The following is a 20,869-nucleotide window of genomic DNA, read 5'->3' as shown; positions in this document are numbered from 1 at the left end:
GCGCCGGTCACCGTGCAAACTCGACCACCTCGACAGCGACGGTGGATCATCTCTGGCAGCGGCGTCGGCTCGAGCGTTCGATGTTCGTCGGGCGCGCACGCACTGGCAAGGGACCAGTGGCTTTTCGCGGCGTCGCGTGCAGCGTCGAAACGGGCGACATCCATCCACTGCTCACCGCCGGCGAGTCGGCTGTTGGGCACGTCGCTCGGAAATCGCCACCGAAAGCCGTCGGCCGACGTGACACGCCAATCGGCGATGCCGGTGTCGAGCGTGAGGTCGCCGAAGCTGCTCGAGCGGAGCCAGAATCCCGGTGAAATCGAAAGCTGCGCAGCCGACGTTGTGCCGAGCTCGCCGATGCCGCTTTCGATGAACGCGAGCAGACGACATGGTGCCGAAGGGATCGACAACGCGTAGCGATGGACACACCACGACGCCGGGGTCCCGCGATGAGGACCGCGTCCGATCAGTCGGCGTTCCCCGTCGATCTCAAGCCACAGCGTGAACCGCGCGTCAGCCGTCACCTCGATCGTGCCGCTGTTGCCCGATGCACGATTGAGCCCAAGCGCGGCCCACCAGTGCATCGGCTGCTCGGCAGTGCCGTCGGGCGGCGGTGCGATCCAGCGCGTGGCGTGGGCGGACTCAGTCATCGGACGCCGTTTCATCGGCGGGTGGTTGAAAGCCCCACTTCGTTCGAATCGCCTGATTCATGAGCCACGTCGGGTGCATTGTCACGTTGCGATGCGCCCCGGCCGATCGGTCGTCGGTCCACTTGAGCTTCTGACGACCCGCATCGAGCACGTAGAAGGCGAAGTTGACGACTTTGCCGACTTCCGGCTGGACGGCGGAGAGCTCGGTCCACGGGATCGCCGCTTCGTAAACCCAGCCCGTCGGTGTGCGACGCAACTCGAAGGGGACGTCATCGAGAAGCTTCTGATCGCGTTCGCTGATCGGCGAGAACGGATAGGCGTTGTGCAACGGCACGCCCGGTGCCAGGAATCGCCAGGCCTCCGGCTTGGTCGGCGCTTCGTACACCCACGTCGGCCCTTCGAACTCGGGCCATCGTGCCTTGTGATTGGGATGTGAGGGGTCTTTCAGGCTTGCGAGGTGATCGGCGTGGACCTCGTCGTACGAACGCTCGAGCGTGTTGACGCGGCCTGGGTAGAGGTCGATCTCGTGATCGGGATGGAGCGTCTCGAATCGGTCGTCGAGCTGGAGCTGTGCCTCGCGCGGCAGGAGCGGTTGGTCCTTCTCGCCGAGCGGCAGAACGTCGAAGGCGAGCTTCAGTCCGTCGCCGCGTGCGCCACGGAACAGCGGCACGCGGCGGCCGTTGTCCCAGTAGAGGTAGGGGAAGTCTCGATGGACGACGAATGTCGTCCCGCCGTCTTCGCTGGGGCGAAAGTCCTCGGTCGGGTCGCGCACCTCGGCAGCGACGTAGAAGTGCGTCTCATCCCAGAGTGCAGCAAACCGTGCGGACATGCCGGACGCATCGTCGGCCTCCAGGTTGTCCATCGGGAACCACAGCGCCTCGCCCGGGTCGACCTCGACGATGCCGCCGGTGATGTAGACCGGCCTGGCGCCGAGCTCTGGCCAGTCGGACAGATCGCCGTCGACGGTCGGCGTGCCGTGGACGATCAGGGATTCGTGGAGGTTTTCCTCAACGACCAGCGCGTCGTGAGCGTCGCCGCCTTCGGGTCGAACCGTGAGCTTGATCGGATAGCGATTGGCCGGCGCGGACCGGTCGGCCGTGACGCCGACAGAGACTTCACGCTGCTCGCCGGGCTCAAGCAGAACCGGCTCGAACTCGCTCGTGATCGACAGACCATCCGGAAGCGCGACGTCGATGACGGCTGTGCGGGGCGTCGCGGCACGGTTGGTCACGCGAACCGTGAGCATCGCATCGCCCGATGTCAGCGGCGACGTGAAGTCGTCGATCTCCACCTGGAACGGTTGGCCATGCTGTCGAACTTCAGCATCGACGAGTCGTTGCCGAAGGTCGTCGTAGCCGTTGTCGGAAACGAGGTAGTACGGCTGATCGGTGAGCGGAATGTCGAGCGTGTCGGTGCCGTGCAGCCTCGGTAGTTCGTTGCCTTCGAGGTCGTACGCGGTGACGACGACGTCCGGATCGGGGATGGCCATCGTGCCGGGCGTGAGGACGCCGAAGAACACGCCGTCGTGTCGGTCCGGATCGAAGGCCGGCCCGTGCAGGGGCGAGCGGCCGAAGACGACTGCGGCATGCTTGTCCGGATCGACGGCCAACTCGTGGGCCTTGAACAGGTGCACGTGCGGCGTGTGCTGTGGCGAAAGATCTTCGGCGTGCCGGGTGTCTTCGATGAAGTGCAGCATCGTCGCCGTCACCTGTGCGAGCGGCCGGGGCGCGATGAGCGTGTAGTCACGCTTGACACCCAACGGCAGATAGCCGGTGCCGCTGCCGACCGGGTGCTCCAAAAGCATGCCATCGGCCAGGCCGTTGGTCGTTTTGATGATCACGAACGCGTCGGACGGTCCGGACCAGTTTTCGTTGTGATAGACGGGCCAGCCGAAGGTTTCGGCAATGACGTTCGAGAGATTGCCGCGGTAGACCGTGCCGTACTCGTGGACGGTCAGGGCGTCGAACACTTCGGCCGCGCCGGACATGACGAACTGATCGATCGTGTTCATGCCCGAGTCGGCACCGACGATCTTGAATTCCGGATCGACGGATTTGGCGACCTCGCGTGCGAGGCGATTGACCTGCCGGTAGTACTCGGCGGTCGCGTGGTAGTTGCTGATGCTGCCACCTTCCCAGGGCTCGTTGCGGATGAACCCGCTGGTGAAGACGTCGGTCCGCCCGTCGAGCAGGTGGTAGAGCCAGTCTGCCCAAGTGCCGTTTTCGCCGACGGAGCCGAGGTCTTCGGGCGTGACGAGCAGGTTGGCTTTGCGCGTGCCGATGTAGGTGATGAGCCGATCGCCGATCATCGGCCGATCGAGGAAGCCGCCGTCGCCGTAGGCCATCATGCCGATCTGTGCCTCAATGCCGTGCTCGCGCAGAGCGTCGACGACGCTGTCAATCTCGCCAAAGTCGTACTCGACGTTGCCGTCGAGAGCGCTCGGGTCCTTTTGCTCGACACTCATCATGCCGTAGCGGACTTGTTTGAAGCCCCATCGCCCCATGAGGTCGAAGTACTCCCGCGTCCGCCGATGCCGGGCCTCGCTGATGCCGACTTGATAAGGCGACAGCGGACGAAATCCCTCGGCCGGCTGTCGAATGACGGCGGTCGTCGTGAGGCGTAGCGGCGTCGTGCCACCTTGAGTTCGTTCGGTGCCGTTGCGGTTGAGCTTCGGGTCGACCTGAATCAGCACGCTGAACGAGCCGTACTGGCCGGGCGTGAAGGCGAAGCGCATCGGCACCGCCTGACCCGGTTCGATTGCTTCGGGAAGACCGGGGTCCTTTTCAAACGCGCCCGTGGCAATGACGTCGAGGTCGGTCCACTGGCTCATCCAAATGTCACGCGGATCCCCAACCAGCTCGCGCACCCGGCGGACCTGCCACCGAGCGTGTGTGAAATCGACCGTTTCGTCTCCTGCGTTGGTCACTTCGAGTTCGACGACGATCGGAGCGGTCGGCTCGTAGCTGACACCGCTCGGCACGTTGAACGCCTGTTTGGTCACAACCAAGTCGAACGCCTCGGACGCCGCCTGTGCGGCCGTGTTGGCCAAGAGCATGACCATCAGCAACACGGTCCATGCCCACGAACCTCGGCCGATTTTGCCACGCGGCCGACGAATGTCGCCCGGAGCAGGCGCAGTTGTTGCGGACAACACTGCCCTCAATGATCGATTTTTCATCGTTGAAGCCGGTATGCGGAAGCCGAGTCAGGGCATCCATCTGATGCGAAGGCCCTGCGGACCGGGAGCAAGCATACCCGATTGCTGGTTCTGTGCAAACGTCACATGGTCATAATGGTAAGAAAATAAAGGACCAAAATTGTGGATGTATTTGTGGTTGCAAGTGGTTCGGCAAAGGGTTAGTCTCCCGGCATGTCCACCGCCGTGGCCAGCGATGTGCTCACCCGCATCACGACGCCCCGACAGCGCCGCGTCCTTGACCGTCTCGTGGAGATGGCCAACACCGGCGACCGGGTCGAGCCGCTGCCGTCCGAGCGTGTGCTGGCAGAGGACTTCGACGTCTCACGTCCGACCATCCGCGCCGTCCTGGGGAGCCTCGAAGAGGTCGGCTACATCCGGCCGCACGGCGTTCGCGGGCGGCGCCTGTGTCTGCCGAATGACCCATCGACGGACTTGCCGATTCGATCGGAGACGACCGGCCGAACACTGCTCGACAACACGGTGGTGCTTCTGACGGAGCACGCAGCAGGCGAAGACGAGGGAACCGTCAATCCGGCGAGTGACCGGATGATCGAGGCGGCGTTGCTGTCGCGCGTTCGTTCGCTCGGCGGCAACGCGATGGCGCTGGCCCCCTCGACGCTGACGATCGAGACGCTCCGCATTCTCGTCGCCCAACGACCGATGGCGGTGGTTGGGCTGCGGGACATGTCCGGTTTCGAGCTCAGTCGGCAGGCGCGAGAACGCTTCGTACGCGCCGGCGTGCCGCTGGTCGTCTATGGAAGCGACGCACAGGCCGACGCCTCGGTGCGCGTGGGATCGGACCATCAGGCCGGCTGTGGCATGCTGACCGATTGGCTGATTGAGCGCGGGTGTCGCCGCATCCTTCCGGTCTGGACTGGGTTCTCGCCCGACATCTCGTCTCGGCCTTGGATCAAGGAACGCGAGATCGGCTACGACGCAGTATGCAAGCGGCGTGACGTCGCGTCGTTGACGCCGGTCCATCTGCCGCTGAGCGGCACAAACGAAGCAGCCTGTGGGCAGCCGGATGCGTTCGACCACGCGGTGAGGCAGATCGTCGGATTCCTCATCGACCGGATCACGGGCCCAGACGCGGTCGACGCGCTCATCGGCACGTCCGACCACCACGCGGTCTTTTTGTCTGAAGCGTGCCGGCGTCTTGGTGTCGATCCGGAGTCGGACATCATGATCGTCGGGTACGACCACAATCTGGGTGCGACGTTCGACTGGCAAGAACGGCAGTTCCGCCCGGCCGCCACGATCGACAAGAACAACCGACAGATCGGCCGCGTGCTCGCCGAAGAGGCGTTCCGCGTCAGCCGATCGTCCGACTCGTCCTTTGAACAGTTCCAGACCGAGCCGCGGCTCGTCGAGCCACAACTCGTCGTCCACGGCTAGGGCCTTTTTCCGCTTCGATTGCTCACTTTCCTGACAGGAGGATTCAAATGCTTACTCGGACCACTCAAGTCATCGCCGTCACAGCGGCGTCCCTCGCCGCGACCAGCGTCGCTTCCGCGGCCGTCCTGGTCGACACCACCGGGCTGACCCAAGTCAGCAACGTGACGTCGGCCGGCAGCGGTGGAGGCGCGGGATTCGCAGCGTCGGACAACTTCACGCTCAACATCACGTTCACGCCGACCGCCAACGACCTGACCGGCAGCGTTCGCCTGTTCGAGGTCGGTGCCGAGTCCAACGGCACAGGGCTGTTCCTGATCGACGGCGTGCCCGTCTTCGTCTCCAAGGCCAACAGCGGTGCGACGCAGCAGAGCAACGCATGGTCGCCCAGCACCAACGACCTCTCGTTCGAAGACAACCTGGGCGACGACACCGTCGCGGTCAACTTCTCGGGCGGGACACTGACGGCTGGCGTCGAGACGAGCATCGCGCTCATCTACAACACGCCCGGCAGCAGCGACCCCGGCAGCACGCTCGTTCTGGCCGTCGACGCGGACGGCGACGCCAGCGTGGATCCGGTCGTCGACAACTTCACGTTCACGAACTTCGCTGGCAACACGAACTTCTTCGGCAACAACACGGTCGGATTCGGTCTGGCGAACAACAACACGGGTGGTGAGAACACCAATGGCACGGCCGATGCGTTCAGTCGATCCGTCTTGACCAATCTCGACGGCGACCTGACCCAAGGAACTCTGTGGAAGGGCACCGGAACCGTAATCCCGGAGCCGACATCCGTCGGCATGGGCGTTTTCGGTGGCATGCTCGTGCTTGCGAGGCGACGCATGTGAAGCGGTCTGTCGGTATCGCCGACAACCAAGTAGGCGTTTCAAGGTGGAGTCACGGACGATTTCACCTCGAACGCGAGCTCGCTTCGCCGACGGTGTTGCCGCTGGCTTCGACACGTTGAGGAGGCTGTCATGATGGAGCACGTTTCTTCGAAAACCAGATCCGCCCGAGCGTTCACGTTGGTGGAGCTGCTCGTGGTCATTGCGATCATCTCTCTGTTGATTTCGATTCTGCTCCCCACGCTCAGTCGTGCTCAGAACTCGGCACGGCTGGTCGTCTGCGCCTCCAACCTGCGTCAGGTCGGCATCGGCCTCCGGGCCTACGCGTCGGAGCAAGGCGCGCTCCCCAGTGCCCACGGCGACGCGGACAACCTGCACTACAACGGGTTCGGCTGGATCGAACGCATCGTCGAGGGCGGATACCTGCCGAGCGACGATCCGGCCAACGAAGAGCGGCGAGACGTGTTGTTCTGCCCGGCAGACAACGTCACCTTCGTCGAGTCGGACTCAGCTTCACTCGCCTGGGGTGCCGAGTGGAACACGTCGTACAAGGGCTTGTACAGCTTCGGTTGGTACTCCATCTTGCCCAACGGCAATCGCGCGAACAATCCGACGACCAGCTCGACCGACGGCACGGTCCACTACCTCGGCGAACAGCTCGCCAAGGTCCCTGCAAACCCACAGTTCCAAGTCACGCGGGACGATTACGTCCCGCTCGTCGCTGAGGTCGTAACGACGATCAAAAGCCAGGCGAACCGAGGGCTGATCGCCCCCTTCCGCAGCGACATCTTCGGCGAGACGTCTCACCCATTCTCGACGCCTCACCGTGACGCCGTGCGCAACGTCCTCTACCAAGACGGATCGGTCGACCGAGGCGAGCTGTTCTTCCTCCCCTCGACATCCATCGGCCAAGTCCTGTCCCACCCCAAGCGACCTTTCGCTGGCGACTGACGAGGACGCACAACTGGCGATGGCCGGCTCAACTCAAGTGTGGGGAGCACGCCAAGGCGTCGTGGCGTCCCAGTCGGCTAAACGACTTTGCAGATCAACCCGCAGGCCCGAGTCCTCGAAAGCTTGGTTTTGCTGGGGATCGGCCGTCAGGTCGTGGAAGCGTCGGACGTTGCCGGTGAACGCTTGGTCTTGGCGGTCCAGGGCCAGGAGGTGGCTGGTGGTGCGGAGGCCGGTGCCGTCATGGGAGGTTTCGATGACGGCAGCCTCGGGGCCGGGGGCGGTGCCAGCGAACATCGGCAGGAGGCTCGTGCCCTGCAGATGGTCCAGCGACGCCTGGTTGGCCGCGTCGAGGAGGGTGGGGGCGAGGTCGAGGAGCGAGGCGACGCCGTCGGACGCGACCCTTCCGCCGGGCACGCCGGCGCCGGCGGCAATCATGGGGATGCGGTAGCTCTCTTCGTAGAGCGTCGCCTTCCCCATCAGGCCGTGGCTGCCCATCATGTCGCCGTGATCGCTGGTGAAGATGACGAGCGTGTCGTCTAGCTGGCCGGTCGTTTCGAGCTGCTGCATGACCCGGCCGACGAGGTCGTCGACCCAGGCGGTCGCGCCGAGGTAGAGCGCGTAGAGCGCCTCGATCGATCGCCCGGCCTTGGCGTCGGCGACGGCGTGGGGCATGAACTGCAGGTAGTGCCGGTAGTCCCACAGGTACGCCCCGACGGCACGCTCTTCCGGCACGAAGTCGTCTGGCACGTTTCCACGTCGGCCGACGGAAGCGGCGTCGAACATCGTCAGGTACCGCTCGGGCATGTCCGCCAGCGGCATGTGCGGCGGGCTGAGGTTGTAGTAGAGGAACCAGGGCTTCTCGTGCGTTTCCGCGAGGAATGAGCAGACGCGGTCCGCCTCGAAGTCGGGGCTGAAGCCGTCGGGCATCAGCTCTGGGCCGCCGTCTTCGCAGAACGGTTGGGCGGAATGAGCGTGGTGGTTGCGCGGGATGAGGTATCGGTCGAAGCCGAGGTCGTGCGGCCAGGCGTCGACGTGCCACTTGCCGATGGCCCGCGTGTGATAGCCGGCGTCTCGCAGCAGTTCGGCGAGCGTCGGGTCGTCGAAGCCGCACTTTTCGGCCGGGGCGTAGCCGTCGAAGCACCACCCTTTCGAGCCGTCGGCGTCGCGTGCGAAGCGAAGGGCGGTGTTGTTCGTGAAGCCCGTGCAGGTGCGGGCGTGCTGTCCGCTGAGGACGACACTGCGGGCAGGCATGCAGACCGGGGCGTTGCTGACGGCCGTCTCGCAGCGGACGCCACGGGCGGCGAGTGCGTCGAGGTGCGGCGTCTTGGCCTGGCCGCCGTAGCAGCCGGGCTCGCACCAGCGGAGCTCGTCGCACATGACGATCATCAGGTTCGGTTGGCCCATGCGAGACACCGTACTGGCTAACGTTCGTCGGCGTGATTTACCTCGACAACAACGCGACCACGCGGCCCGACGATGCCGTCGTCGAGCGTGTGCGAGACTCCGTTGGCGAAGCGTTTGGCAACCCGAGCAGCGTCCACGCCCTCGGCCAGCAGACGCGGGCCGCGATCGACGAGGCCCGAGCGAGCGTCGCGGAGTTGGTCGGCTGTCGCGACCGCGAGATCACCTTCACCGGCAGCGGCACCGAGGCGACAAACACGCTGCTCCGCGGCCTGGCTTCGAAGCGTGCCGGCCGGATCGTCACGACCGTCGTCGAGCACGATGCGACGCACCGCACCGTCGAAACCCTCGGCGAGTCCGGCCGTGATGTGGCTTTCCTGCCGGTGGACGAATCAGGGCGTCTGTCGCCCGAAACGATGCGGGAAGCGCTCGACGAGGACGCGGCGGTCGTCTCGGTCATTTGGGCGAACAACGAGACGGGCGTTTTGAACGACGTCGCGTCGCTGGCGGAGGTGTGCCGTGAGAAGGGCGTGCCGCTGCACGTCGACGCGACGCAGATGGTCGGCAAGCTGCCGGTCGATCTACACGCCGTCGGTTGCGACGCGGCGACGTTCTCGCCGCACAAATTCCACGGGCTCAAAGGCGTCGGGTGTCTATACGTCCGGCGTGGGCTGCGCGTGCCGCCGCTGGTGGTGGGCGGGCCTCAGGAGCGGGACCGTCGCGGCGGGACGGAGAACGTCGTCGGCATCCTCGCGGCGGGCGTCGCGGCAGAGACGTCGCCAGATCGCATCGCCGCTGCGGGCGACACCGCGGCCAAGCGTGATCGGCTGGAGCAGTCGCTTGTTGACGCGTTGCCCGACGTTCGGATCAACGGCCTCGACGCCGATCGGCTGCCGAACACGAGCAACATCGCCTTCAAGGGTGTGCAGGCGGAGGCCCTGCTGATGCTGATGAACGAGGCCGGCGTCTGTGCCAGCGCCGGTGCCGCCTGCAGCAGCGGTTCGCTCGAGCCGAGCCGGGTGCTGCTGGCGATGGGTGTCCCCGAGCCGTGGGCATTCGGAAGCATCCGACTGAGTCTGTCGCGCGAGACGACGGACGCAGAGGTCGGCGACGCGATCCGCATCATTTCCGAGTCTGTCACGCGTCTGCGTCGTGTCATGCCCGTCGCAGCATGACATCTCTCGTTGGAGTCACAGGTCGAAGCTGTGGGTAGAGCGCAGCGTCACCCCGGGTCGGGGACGAGCGTGAGTCGGGTTCCTTTTGTCAGTCGATCAGACCCGGAGCGACGCTGCGCTCTGCTCTCGGCTTCGGGGCACTGATCAGAATCGAGCAGCGCGTCGCCCGTGCTAGGGTGGACGCTTGTTCGCTCAGGTCAGTGCAACGTCGTCCGACGCGACGCCGCTCGTCGCGGCGGCGTTGCTCCTGGGGGCGACGATCGCGTCGTATCTCGCGGTGCGGGCGACGCACGATGCCGGGCGATCGCGTGGCCCGGCGAGCCTGATCGTGCCCGGCGTTCTGCCCGCGACGCTGCTCAGCCTCGCTGCGGCGTGGGTCGGGCTGCCGGACCTGGCGATGACGTTGCCGATCGCGCTGGCCGTCGCGTGCATGACGCTCGTCGCAGGGTTGGCCCTCATCAACCAGCCCGACAGTGATTCGAACGCACCCGACGACCTCCCGTCGTCCGCGGGCGTTCTGCTGCTGCCGGCGGCGCTGGCGGCGCTCGTGGTCGTCCAGGGTGGAGCGATGGCCACGCTCGACCTGGGCCTGCTCGCAGCGTGCGGCGTGGCCGTCCTCGTCGCGGGAGCGAGACGTGCGCTCTTGCCGGCGCCGATCGGCTGGGTCCAGGTCGCCGCGGCGGGACTGTTGACGGTCGCGGGTGGCTGGCTTGCGTGGCACGGTGCCGGCGGACTCGACGTCGCGGGACGCCCCGGTGGGCAGGCACTCACCGGCATGATCCTGGTCGGCCCGATGCTGGCTGTCCCGCTCATTCGCCCGGCCATCAACAGCAGCAGCAATGGCAGCGCGACCGGCACACTCGTCGCCCTGGCGATGACGGCGGGGCTTCTGGTAACGCTCATTCCGGCGCTGGTCGCTGGCATGTTGTTGCTCCTGGGCGAGACGGTGCCGGCGTCGCCGCGGTTGTCCAGCATCGACTTGCCGATTTTGGCGGTGGTGTCGCTGCTGACGCTGCCGGCGATGCTCGGTCGCTGGCGGCTCGGGCCGATCGAAGGTCTGGGGCTGGTGGTGTTGTTCGTGGCATACCTTGTTCTCGGCGGGGCCACTTCGCGGTAAACCTGCCGGCAGTCATTATGGAAACGCAACGGATTTCCCCAGATCAGCCGCTCGTCGACATTCTGCAGGGCGACGCGCGTCGCGAGATCAAAGTGCACGACCACGGCATGGTCGCCCTCGTCGACGCCATGCCACGCCTCGTCAGCGAAGGCCAAACCGCCGACGCGGCCATCGTCCAGGCAGCGCGCGTCAGCTACGGCGCCGGCACAAAAAAGGTCACCGAAGACCGCGGCCTGATCCGCTACCTCATGCGGCACTGGCACTCCACGCCGTTCGAGATGGTGGAGCTCAAGTTCCACTGCGTCATGCCGATCTTCGTCGCCCGGCAGTGGGTCCGGCACCGCACGGCCAACATCAACGAGTACAGCGCCCGCTACAGCGTCGTGCAGGACCGCTTCTACAAGCCCTCGCGCGACGACCTTCGGGCCCAGAGCAGCACCAATCGCCAGGGCCGTGGCGACGAACTGCCCGCCGCGACGGCCGACGCCTTCATGGGCCACCTCGACGCCGTCGAGCGCGACAGCTATGCCACGTACGAGCGTTACCTCGACGAAGGCGTCGCCCGCGAGACGGCCCGCATGCTGTTGCCGCAGAACGTCTACACCGAGTGGTACTGGAAGTGCGACCTGCACAACGTCTTCCGCTTCCTCAGGCTTCGGCTCGACGCCCACGCGCAGAAAGAGATCCGCGACTACGCCGAGGCGATGTTCGCGCTGATGAAGCCGATCGCCCCCGTCGCGTGCGAGGCCTTTGAGGACTACCAGCTGGGCAGCGTCCAGCTGACACGCCTCGAGCTCGAAGCCATGCGCACCGGCCAGCCGCTGGCGAGCGAAAACAAACGCGAGAACGCCGAGTGGGACGAGAAGCGCAAGCTGCTCTCAGGCGAAGCGTGACGCATCCACTCCGTTCGCACCGAGCGTTCCTCCGTCATCCTGAGCGAGCGCAGCGAGTCGAAGGACCTCGTCCGCTTGTCATTGCGAGGTCCCTCGGCTGCGCTCGGGATGACGGAGAGTGGCGAAGTTACGAGCGGCGGAGCACAAGGTAGAGCGCTGCGAGTCCGAGGGCGAAGACCGCGAGCAGGCCGTAGGCCATGATTTGCGGGCGTTCGTCTTCGCCGGTGGTGAACGAGATCTCGCCGACGTCGGTCGCGTAGACGAAGCCGGCGGCGTCGATGGCGGCTTGCTCGTCCTCTTCGCGAAGACGCGTCAGCTCTTCGTCGAGTGTGGCCGACCGCTCCATGGCTTCGTCGATCTGGGTCTGCAGGCGTCGGTCTTCGTCGCGGCGATCGCGGACGTCTCGAAGCTGACGCAGAAGCTCGTCCTCGTTCGTGTCGGCTGTGTCTGCCGCGACGGCCGCGCGGGCAATGTCGCGGCGAAGCGACGTCTCGGCGCGTCGGCGTTCGCCAGACAGCTCGGCCTCGCGAAGCTCGATGCGACGCCCGAGCGACGACAGCGCATCGGCCAGCGCCGGTTTCTCCGAAGGGGCGGCGGTGAGGGCGTCGCGTTCGAGGTTGCGTTCCTGCTGACGCAGCTGGGCGAGCGTCGGATCCGGCTCGCCGTTGGGCCCGGCGTCGTCGGGAAGGTCGGCCAGCTTCGCAAGCGCCGCTCGTGCCTCGGCTGCGTCGCGAACGGCGTCGGTCTTGCTTTGGCGGATTGCTTCGAGCTGCGACTCGATGGCTTCGGCGGTCGGCAGCGGCTCTGCCAGGGCACGCTGGTTCTGCAGCGTTCGCAGGTCCTGCAGCTGACGCGTCACCTGACCCGCCTGCACGTCAATGCCCAGTCGACGCCCGCGACGACGATCGGCCGCCTCTTTCGCCGCCGCGGACTCGTCGCGGATCACCTGATCCGACGCGGCGAGTGCTCGCAGCAACGCTTCGACTCGAGCGCGACCGGCCTCGGCGTTCTTCGTCTTGCGCTCGACGATCATCGTGCCCGGCGGTTCGGCAATGAACGACGCAAACACGTCCTCGACGCCAGCTCCTGCCAGCCAGCCCGGCGAGACGTCGGGCGCTTGACGCCGAAGGATCGCCGCCGCCTCGTTGCGCACGTTCGGATCGCTGACCGCAGCGACACGCGTCTGCTCGAACAGGATCTGCTCCTCGATCGGCAGGTTTTGAGGAACCTCGTGCCGCAGCCGACCCTCGACGACCGACGTGGGCCCGGCCAGGGTCAGCACCGCCGCTACCACGCCGACCATCGCTATGAGCGTCGTTCCGACGACGAGGGCGACGGCCTTCTTGCGGTTGGGGCTTCGCCGCTGCAATTCCGTCGCGGTGGCACGTGCGACGGCTGCGCGCTTCGGTGTCGGCGGCACGCGTGGCCGGCGGCGTCGACCGTCGGGACCAGCTGGTCGGCCGACGGTTCGAGTGGCGGTCGCAGCCGGTGCGACGGCGGTAGCGACACCCAGTCCACCGTCGTCGCGGTGTCCGTTGGCGTCGGCGTCGTACTCGCCCGCGTGCCCGTTGCCGTTGAGCACGTCCGGGTCGACGCCGTTGCGGATGACGCGCAGGAACCCGCCGCTCGGGACGGCTGGTTCGTCGTCGAGGGCTTCGCCAAGCCGCGTGTCGTCCTTGGGCGGGACGGCGTCGGCGGGCGTGTCGCGCAGGTCTGCCGGGTCGACGGCGGCGTCGAGCCCGAAGTCTTCGACCGTGCCGGTCAGACCCGACGTCTCGGGCATGACGAACGACGGGTCGAGCACCGACGACTCGTGCGTGGGCGTGTCGTGCGTGGGCGTGGACGCTGGCCCGATCGGCGGGGCGTCCTTGCGATTCGACGGCGGAAACTTCGCCTCCGAGAACGGCCCGGCGGGCCTGGCGGTCTCGTCGATCTCGGGCAGATCGTCGTCGGACGACGTGCCGAAGCCGACAGTCGTCGGGCGGTCCTTGGGCTTGCCCTCCAGCGGCGGCAGTGCGTCGATGGGTGGCTCGTCCGGTTCGTCGGCATCGGCATCGACAGGCGTAGCTGACTCCGGTTCCGGCGTCGCTTCGGGCTCAGGCTCGGGCGGTGCTTCTGCCTGCGGCTCGGGCGTTTGCGGTGCCAGCGGCGTCGGGGCTGGCATGAACGACAGCACGCCGGCATCGGCAACCGCCGGCGGTGGCGTGTTCGTCACCGAGTCGAGCGAGCCCCAGTTGGCTTGCCACGACGACAGCGGCACAGCCTTGCCGGTTGAGCCGGTGTCGCCCGGCTTCACGACAGGCGTGACCGGCCGCTCCTGCGTGGACGACGGCCTGTCGTCGGGCGCGTCATCGGTCGCCTTGTGCTCGAAACGCTTCTCCTCCTCGAACGTCGCCAGCGGCGGACCTTCCGGCTCGTCGGTGGACGGCTCGAACTCGACAGCAGGTTCGGGTTCCGCAGGCGTCTCGGCGACGAGTTGGTGGCTCGCGTCGAACAGCGCGTCCTCGTCCGGCGACGAGGCGGTGGGCAACGACGGCGCAGACTCGACCTCGTCGAGCGTCTCCGCCTCGATGACTCGCCGCGTCCCCTTCGTCCGCCGCACCGGTGTGTCGACGTCGGCTTCGGGCTCGACTTTGGCGACTGGCTCGGGCTCGACCTCGGCGACGGGCTCGACCGCTCGTTCCGGCTCAACTGCAGCGACCGGCTCGGGCTCGACCAACGGCTCGGGAGTCGGTTCGGGCTCGACTTCCGCGACGACTTCGTCTGTGGCCGGGTCGGCCACAGGCTCGTCGAAGTCGAGCATCGACAGGTCGACGCCTTCGTCTTCCCCGTTCTCGTCGGTTTCGCCCTCGGCGAGGTCGATCGCGACGTCCGCCGATTCCTCGACAGGCTCGGCCGCGACTTCTGCTTCAACGGTCGGCGTTTCGTCAACCTCGGCTAGCTCAATCGGGGCGGCCTCCGTCTCCTCGACGGGTTCGATGACGACGTCGGCGATCTCCGCACGCGGTTCCTCCGTCGGCGCGACCTCCTCGACCGGCTCTTCCTCGATCGTGACGGCTTCCTCTTCGATCGCGACCGGCTCGTCTGTATCGGCCAGTTCGATCGGGGCGACTTCCTCCTCCGCGACGGGTTCAACGACCTCGTCGGCAATCTCGGCAGGCGGCTCCTCCGGAGGCGCGACCTCCGCGACCGGCGCCTCCTCGACAGCGATGGGTTCCTCTTCGATAGCGACCGGCGCGGCGATCACTTCGTCCGGCTCATCCGCCTCGTCGGTCCCGGCAGTCTCGATCGGCTCTGGCTCCTCGGCCTCCTCGACAATCTGCTCGATCGGCGGTGGCTCTTCGACGGGCTCCTGCACCACGTCGGCGATCACGTCTGCCGGCAATGCTTCGGCGACGTCGGACGCCTCGGGTTCGTCCGCGACGGCCTCCTCCACCTCGTCTTCGACGAAAGGCTCCTCGATCGCCTCCGTCTCGGCGACAGGTTCGGTCTCGGCGACCGGTGCCTCGTCGTCTGACGCCGTCTCGTCCTCGTCGAAGGGGACCCAGTCGTCTGCCGCTTCTGGTTCGCTGCCTGCTTCCGGCTCGGCTTCGACGACGGCGTCCTCGACGTCGTCGGCGGCGGGTTTTTGCCACTGCCGGCGGAAATCGCTCAGCGATTCGTCCGCTGGCGTCTCAGTTTCAGCCTCGGCCTCCGGCTCGACGGGCGGCTCCGGAGCCACCGGCGGGGCTTCGGCGACCGGCGAGGCGGGACGCCTGCTCGCCGCCGGCTTCGGAATGTCGACGGCGAGTGTGATCTCGACCGGACCGGCCGTCAGCGTGTCGCCGTTTTTCAGGACCGCCTGCTTGAGCCGTTTGCCGTTGCGCGTTGACCCCTTGCCGCCCAGGTCGAACGCGGCGAACCCGTTCCCGCCGGCCTGTGGCAGACGGATGAGCGCGAGGTGGGCCGTCGAGATCTGACTGCTGGGCAGAACCAGATCCATGCCCTCGCGCCGCCCGATCAGCAGCGTCTGGCGATCCGCGGCGACCTTTTTCGTCAGCACACCGCCGTCCGGCAGGATGGCCGTCAGCTCAGCCGGGCCTGCGCGGGTGTCGTCGCGCGCTGTGGGCAGTTCGCCTTCGAAGAAGGTGAACCGAAATCGTCCCAGCTGGACTTCGTCGCCATCTTCCAGCACGGCCTCGTCGACCGCGTCGCCGTTGACGAGCGTGCCCGATCGGCTGACGGTGTCGCGCACCATCACGCCGTCCGGCCGGACGACGAAGAGGCAGTGTGCCCGGCTGACGGTGTGGCTCGACAGGAACAGCCGTGCCGTCCGTCGCGAGCCGGCCTGGGTGATCGGGCGATCGAGCCGGACGATCGGACCTTCGTCGGGCAGGGTGCCGGCGGGCAGCGGTTCGAGCAGCCGCAGGTACGGAGCCGCGGAAGATGAGGCGTCGGACGAGGGCATCGGAAGGTCGCGTCCGGTCGACGCGGGTGGTCGCGCCGACATCGTACCGACTCCCGGCACGACAACGCACGTGGCAATCGTCGCATCGGCCCGGGTGCTTCCGGAGGGCGAGGCTTTACCGGGCACGTGACGGGTCGCCGTCGTTATCGGGCGCGGCGTCGTCATCTACTGTCGCATCGTGGCCGGGCTCAACGAGCGAGACTTCCTCGACGCGCTGCGAAGGCGCGTCCCGGCCGTAGGCGACGACCTGGCGGTGCTGCCGTCTCCGGCGGGCAAGCTGCTCGCGGGCATCGATCCGGTGCTGGACGGCGTCCACGTGCGGCTGGCCGAGGCCGGTGGCCTTGCGGCGGGGCGGAAGGCGGCGAATCGCAATCTCAGCGACGTCGCAGCCATGGGCGGCCAGCCAACGGCACTGCTGCTCTCGCTCGTCGCCTCGCGCGACTTGTCACTGGACACGGCCCTGGAGATCGTCGACGGCGTTGCCGAGGCCGCGACTGAGGCGGACTGCGTGCTCGTCGGTGGCGACTTCGCCGTATGGGACGCCCCGACGGCCATCGTCGTCGCCGTCCTCGGCACGGCGGACCAGCCCGTCCCGCGAACCGGCGTGCGCGTCGGGCAGCAGCTCTTCGTCACCGGCCCACTCGGCGGATCGATCCTCGGCAGGCATTTGACGTTCACGCCACGACTTACAGAAGGGCGGCGACTGGCCGACCAAGCCGACGCGATCGGCCTGTCCGTGATGATGGACCTCTCCGACGGCCTCGCGGGCGACCTGCCCAAGCTCCTCGACGGCCTGGGCGCGACGCTCACGCACGTCCCGATCCACGACGACGCGCGCCAACTCGACGGCGACGCGTTGCAACACGCCCTGAACGACGGCGAGGACTACGAGTTGCTGTTCGCTGCCGATCGCGCGCCCGAAGGCGTCGACGCGATCGCGATCGGCACGGTCGACGGTGGAACCGGCATCCGTCTGCAACGCCGCGGCGCCAGCCGCGGATCCGAGGCTGATTCAATCGAGCCAGCCCGATCCGCGGCTAGCGCCGCGGCGTCGACCGATGACGTCATCACGATCGCCCCGGGCGGCTTCGTCCACGGGGCAGACGTCACCACCTCGACCAGCGTCGCCCAGACCCATGCCGTGGCGAGCCGCGTCGCACAACGACTCGAACGTGGCGGCGTCCTTCGGCTCGTGGGCGACCTCGGGGCGGGCAAGACAACCTTCGTCGCAGGCATTGTCGAAGCCCTCGGCGGCGACAGGGCCGACGTCTCCTCGCCAACGTACGTCCTGCACCAGACCTACCCGATCGCTGACGGTCGACGGTTGCATCACCTGGATGCCTACCGCGTCGCCGGCAGCGATGACTTCGAGGCGATCGGCTTCGGCGAGCTGCTCGACGACACCCGCAACGGCGACGTGGTCGTCGTCGAATGGCCGGACCGCGTGGCTGAGCTGCTGCCGAGCGATGCGATGACCGTCGAGATCGAACACCTCGGCGAAGACGCCCGCCGGATCAGCGTCCGCTGAGGCCCGATAATGCGGCGACGTACTCGTCGCGACGCAACTCCGGCAGCCCCGGCGGCGGGGTCGGGCTGGGCCGGCAGAGGTACATCTCGTCGCCCGGCTCGCCCACGACCTTTAAGCCTGCCGATCGCAGCATCGCCAGGACGCCCGATCGGTCCGGTGCCCACCAGTTGGTCGGGTCGCCGTTGAACCCGTCCTCGAAAAAGTGCATCCGCGGCCAGCCGGGGTCTGCCAGACGATCGCGCGTCAGGAACGTCAGGCTCCGCGTCTCTTCGACGGGCAACGGCTCGGCACCCGGGGCTTCGAGCGTCTGAAAGACCAACAGGCCGTCGTCTGCCAGGAGCTTGCTCACGACGTCGAGCCCGAGCAGCGGGTAGCGCAGGTGGTAGAAGACGCCCATGAACAGGATGACGTCGAACCGACGCCCCGCCTCCGCATCCGCGGCCAGGCCGTAGACCTGCACGTTGCGCAGCTCGACGCGGCCCGTGAGACCCATCGCCTTGCGTGCGAAGTCGGCCTGGGCGAGGTAGTGGTCGTTCAGGTCGATCCCGAGGACGCGTCCGCCGCGTTTGGCGAGCTCGCAGGCGTAGAAGCCGCTGTTGGTGCCCACGTCGAGGCAGGTCTTGCCCGAAAGGTCGGCCGGCAGGTGCGGGGCGACCTGATCCCACTTGAACTGCGGAAAGTCGCCAAAGGGGTGATCGGGCCGAGTCTGGATCGTGCCGCCATGGCCGTCGGGGATTTTGAGATTGTGAAACCAGTCGTCGAGCGATCGGACGCGTTGGAGAAGGGTGTCTGCCGACGGCTGCTGCACGTGGGCATGGTTCCGTGGGGCGATCCGACTTGCAACCTGCGGGTTTGACGCCTCGTATGGCAGGTATGCCCGTCGCGTTGCCGGTTGCCGAAGGTCAGGTCTCGCCGTTGCGGGCTGCGCCGACGCAGAACGTCCACACGGCGACCCGGCCGTTCCACGTCATGACCAAGCCGATCGGGCCGATCTGCAATCTCGACTGCAAATACTGCTTCTACCTGGAAAAAGAGGCCCTCTATCAGGGCGAGCGCAAGTGGCGAATGCCCGACGAGGTGCTGGAGCAGTACATCAAACAGTACATCAAGAGCCAGCCCGGCCAGCACGTCAGCTTCGCCTGGCAGGGCGGCGAACCGACGCTCCTGGGCGTCCGCTTTTTCCGAAAGGTCGTCGAACTGCAAAAAAAGCACGGCGACGGCCGGCAGATCGACAACGCCTTCCAGACCAACGGCACGCTCCTCGATGACGAGTGGGGCGAGTTCCTCAAGGAGAACAACTTCCTCATCGGCCTCAGCATCGACGGTCCGCCGGAGCTGCACGACAGCTACCGCGTCGACAAGCAGGGCAACGCCAGCAGCCACAACGTCCTGCGTGGCCTGGAAATCCTGAAGAAGCACGAGGTCGAGTTCAACACGCTCACCGTCGTTAACCGCATCAACAGCCAGCACCCGCTGCGCGTCTACCGCTACCTCCGCGACATCGGCAGCGGCTTCATCCAGTTCATCCCGCTCGTCGAACGCGACGCGACCGACGACGCTCCCTTCAAAGACGACGGCCTGTGGCTGCAAGGCCCGCCCGACGTCGACGGCGGCGAGCGGTTCTACGCGCCGGTGACGGAGTGGTCGGTCCGAAGCCGCGACTACGGCGTGTTCCTGGCCACGATCTTCGACGAATGGATCCGCCGCGACATCGGCGAGACGTTCGTCCAGATGTTCGACGTCGCGCTAGGCAACTGGATGAGCAAGATGACCGGCCAGCAGCAGGCCAGCCTCTGCGTCTTCAGCGAAACCTGCGGCAGCGCCATGGCCGTCGAGCACAACGGTGACGTCTACTCGTGCGACCACTACGTCTACCCGCGCTACAAGCTCGGCAACATCATGGAGACGCCGCTGGGCGACATGGTCGAGTCGCCATTCCAGAAGAAGTTCGGCACGGACAAGCGTGACACGCTGCCGAAGTACTGCCGCGAATGCGAGGTGCGCCACGCGTGCCACGGCGAGTGTCCGAAGCACCGATTCATCAAAACGCCCCACGGCGAAGACGGACTGAACTACCTGTGTGGTGCATACAAACCCTTCTTCAATCACGTCGACCCGTACATGCGGACGATGGTGCAGTTGCTCATGCACCGACAACCGCCCGCGATGATCCGCGAAATGATCGCCGAACACGAAAAGAAGGGCGGACCACTCGGCAAGCGATTTAAAGACCCGGCGCGATCGAAGGCGAAGTCGAAGAAGCGCAGGCGCTGATTTGTTCAATCGGACGACGCATCGCCTGGCAGGCTCTTGCGAAGGAAGCCGGCCGCGTTGTGCCACAGGATGTTGGTGACGTCGGCGTCGCTGAAGCCGGCGTCGGAGAGGGCGGTGCCAAGCTTTGGATAGTCGGCGACGGTTTCGAGTTCGATCGGCAACCGCAGCTTCCCGAAGCCGCCGTCGGCGTCGGAGCCGAGGGCGACGTGGTTCGCGTCGCCGGCAAGGTCGCAGACGTGGCGGACGTGGTTCGTCCAGTCCGTCAGCGTCGCACGTCGCCTTTCCAGTTCGGCGGGTGGCAGGAGGAACTTGTCGAACAGGTTGATGCCGACGATGCCGCCGCGGCGGAGGATGCCTTCGATGTGTCGGTCCGGCAGATGCCGGCCCGTCGGATCCTCGCCGACGAGCGAGCGGCAGTTCGAGTGGCTCGCAAACAGCGGCCCATTCGCCAGATCGAGCATCTCCGCGAGCGAGTCATCCGCCAGGTGCGATGCGTCGTGGATCATCCCGAGCTCGTCGAGCACAGGGACGAGGCGTCGGCCGTCAGGCGTGAGCGGGCCGGGCGAGCGCGTGCCGCCGGCGTAGCGCGTCTGTCCCCACGCGAGGCCGACGATGCGCACGCCCGCATCGAACCAACGGCGGGCATCATCAGGGTCGTCGACATCGATCGCATCGGCCCCCTCCATCAGCAACACCGCCCGAAGCCCTTCGCCGTCGAGATCGGAGGCGTCTCGCACGACGCGCAGCGACATGCCGGCATAAGCATCCAGCTGTCGATGGCATTGCTCAGACGCGGTTTCGGATGCGTCCGGATCGGCGAACAGCGTCGCTCCGATCAACTCCGTCCCACCGACCGCGAGTGTCTCAAACGACACCGACGCAGGTCCGAATCCGATGTCCGGCTGCTCTTTTGGAGAATGCGTGAGATCGCGACCTTGAACGACGTTCCAAGCGAGGTCGAGATGCAGGTCCGCGATCGGCATTGTAAAAGAGGTCA

14 protein-coding genes are annotated in these 20,869 nt (G+C 66.6%); 8 read left to right on the top strand and 6 right to left on the bottom strand.

From position 1 onward, the window contains the following. Both AAGI46_03825 and AAGI46_03820 read right to left on the bottom strand, forming a co-directional pair. Window positions 1-647 (bottom strand): hypothetical protein (locus AAGI46_03825; GenBank protein ID MEM1011333.1); only part of this gene is annotated, 647 nt, incomplete at its 3' end. Further along, entirely contained in the window at window positions 640-3,708 is a 3,069-nt protein-coding gene (locus AAGI46_03820) for a hypothetical protein (protein MEM1011332.1), read from the bottom strand. The genes AAGI46_03825 and AAGI46_03820, both read right to left, overlap by 8 nt. A gap of 309 nt (window positions 3,709-4,017) precedes the next feature. Between AAGI46_03820 and AAGI46_03815 the strand changes: the two genes are divergently transcribed. From AAGI46_03815 to AAGI46_03805, 3 genes are all read left to right on the top strand, one after another. Beyond that, on the top strand, window positions 4,018-5,241 hold the full coding sequence (locus AAGI46_03815) for a GntR family transcriptional regulator (protein ID MEM1011331.1): 1,224 nt from the start codon (window positions 4,018-4,020) through the stop codon (window positions 5,239-5,241). 47 nt (window positions 5,242-5,288) lie between these two features. Beyond that, window positions 5,289-6,089 (top strand): hypothetical protein, encoded by an 801-nt coding sequence (locus AAGI46_03810; protein MEM1011330.1) that lies wholly within the window; start codon window positions 5,289-5,291, stop codon window positions 6,087-6,089. Window positions 6,090-6,218: 129 nt separating this feature from the next. Further along, on the top strand, window positions 6,219-7,037 hold the full coding sequence (locus AAGI46_03805) for a type II secretion system protein (GenBank protein MEM1011329.1): 819 nt from the start codon (window positions 6,219-6,221) through the stop codon (window positions 7,035-7,037). A gap of 33 nt (window positions 7,038-7,070) precedes the next feature. Here AAGI46_03805 and AAGI46_03800 read toward each other — a convergent pair whose 3' ends face one another. Next, complete coding sequence (locus tag AAGI46_03800) at window positions 7,071-8,441, bottom strand: sulfatase-like hydrolase/transferase (GenBank protein MEM1011328.1); 1,371 nt, start codon at window positions 8,439-8,441, stop codon at window positions 7,071-7,073. A 32-nt stretch (window positions 8,442-8,473) separates the two neighbouring features. Between AAGI46_03800 and AAGI46_03795 the strand changes: the two genes are divergently transcribed. From AAGI46_03795 to thyX, 3 genes are all read left to right on the top strand, one after another. Continuing rightward, window positions 8,474-9,613: a cysteine desulfurase family protein gene (locus AAGI46_03795; protein ID MEM1011327.1), complete on the top strand. Its 1,140-nt coding sequence runs from the start codon at window positions 8,474-8,476 to the stop codon at window positions 9,611-9,613. A 184-nt stretch (window positions 9,614-9,797) separates the two neighbouring features. Next, entirely contained in the window at window positions 9,798-10,730 is a 933-nt protein-coding gene (locus AAGI46_03790) for a hypothetical protein (protein ID MEM1011326.1), read from the top strand. Between the two features lie 17 nt (window positions 10,731-10,747). Continuing rightward, on the top strand, window positions 10,748-11,623 hold the full coding sequence (thyX, locus tag AAGI46_03785) for an FAD-dependent thymidylate synthase (GenBank protein MEM1011325.1): 876 nt from the start codon (window positions 10,748-10,750) through the stop codon (window positions 11,621-11,623). Between the two features lie 127 nt (window positions 11,624-11,750). On the opposite strand, the gene AAGI46_03780 is transcribed toward thyX, so the two are convergent. Next, window positions 11,751-16,070, bottom strand: coding sequence for an FHA domain-containing protein (locus AAGI46_03780; GenBank protein MEM1011324.1), 4,320 nt, complete (start codon window positions 16,068-16,070; stop codon window positions 11,751-11,753). Window positions 16,071-16,248: 178 nt separating this feature from the next. Here AAGI46_03780 and tsaE point away from each other — a divergent pair, with 178 nt between their 5' ends. After that, on the top strand, window positions 16,249-17,598 hold the full coding sequence (gene tsaE / locus AAGI46_03775; protein MEM1011323.1) for a tRNA (adenosine(37)-N6)-threonylcarbamoyltransferase complex ATPase subunit type 1 TsaE: 1,350 nt from the start codon (window positions 16,249-16,251) through the stop codon (window positions 17,596-17,598). Here the strand turns inward: tsaE and AAGI46_03770 are convergent. Next, on the bottom strand, window positions 17,585-18,406 hold the full coding sequence (locus AAGI46_03770) for a DUF1698 domain-containing protein (protein ID MEM1011322.1): 822 nt from the start codon (window positions 18,404-18,406) through the stop codon (window positions 17,585-17,587). The genes tsaE and AAGI46_03770 overlap by 14 nt on opposite strands. 56 nt (window positions 18,407-18,462) lie before the next feature. Between AAGI46_03770 and AAGI46_03765 the strand changes: the two genes are divergently transcribed. Then, window positions 18,463-19,872: an anaerobic sulfatase-maturation protein gene (locus AAGI46_03765; GenBank protein ID MEM1011321.1), complete on the top strand. Its 1,410-nt coding sequence runs from the start codon at window positions 18,463-18,465 to the stop codon at window positions 19,870-19,872. A 5-nt stretch (window positions 19,873-19,877) separates the two neighbouring features. On the opposite strand, the gene AAGI46_03760 is transcribed toward AAGI46_03765, so the two are convergent. Then, window positions 19,878-20,855 (bottom strand): membrane dipeptidase, encoded by a 978-nt coding sequence (locus tag AAGI46_03760; protein MEM1011320.1) that lies wholly within the window; start codon window positions 20,853-20,855, stop codon window positions 19,878-19,880. Window positions 20,856-20,869 lie beyond the last annotated feature (14 nt).

Source organism: Planctomycetota bacterium, assembly GCA_038746835.1.
Classification (GTDB): domain Bacteria; phylum Planctomycetota; class Phycisphaerae; order Tepidisphaerales; family Tepidisphaeraceae; genus JBCDKH01.
This window is presented reverse-complemented; position numbering and strand designations above follow the sequence as displayed.

What these genes read in the sequence shown, in the direction of transcription:
- AAGI46_03820 (MEM1011332.1), bottom strand. Translation starts at nt 3,708, where the DNA reads ATGGTCATGCTCTTGGCCAACACGGCCGCACAGGCGGCGTCCGAGGCG.
- AAGI46_03760 (MEM1011320.1), bottom strand. Translation starts at nt 20,855, where the DNA reads ATGCCGATCGCGGACCTGCATCTCGACCTCGCTTGGAACGTCGTTCAA.
- thyX (MEM1011325.1), top strand. Translation starts at nt 10,748, where the DNA reads ATGGAAACGCAACGGATTTCCCCAGATCAGCCGCTCGTCGACATTCTG.
- AAGI46_03765 (MEM1011321.1), top strand. Translation starts at nt 18,463, where the DNA reads ATGGCAGGTATGCCCGTCGCGTTGCCGGTTGCCGAAGGTCAGGTCTCG.
- AAGI46_03815 (MEM1011331.1), top strand. Translation starts at nt 4,018, where the DNA reads ATGTCCACCGCCGTGGCCAGCGATGTGCTCACCCGCATCACGACGCCC.
- AAGI46_03805 (MEM1011329.1), top strand. Translation starts at nt 6,219, where the DNA reads ATGATGGAGCACGTTTCTTCGAAAACCAGATCCGCCCGAGCGTTCACG.
- AAGI46_03810 (MEM1011330.1), top strand. Translation starts at nt 5,289, where the DNA reads ATGCTTACTCGGACCACTCAAGTCATCGCCGTCACAGCGGCGTCCCTC.
- AAGI46_03780 (MEM1011324.1), bottom strand. Translation starts at nt 16,070, where the DNA reads ATGCCCTCGTCCGACGCCTCATCTTCCGCGGCTCCGTACCTGCGGCTG.
- AAGI46_03800 (MEM1011328.1), bottom strand. Translation starts at nt 8,441, where the DNA reads ATGGGCCAACCGAACCTGATGATCGTCATGTGCGACGAGCTCCGCTGG.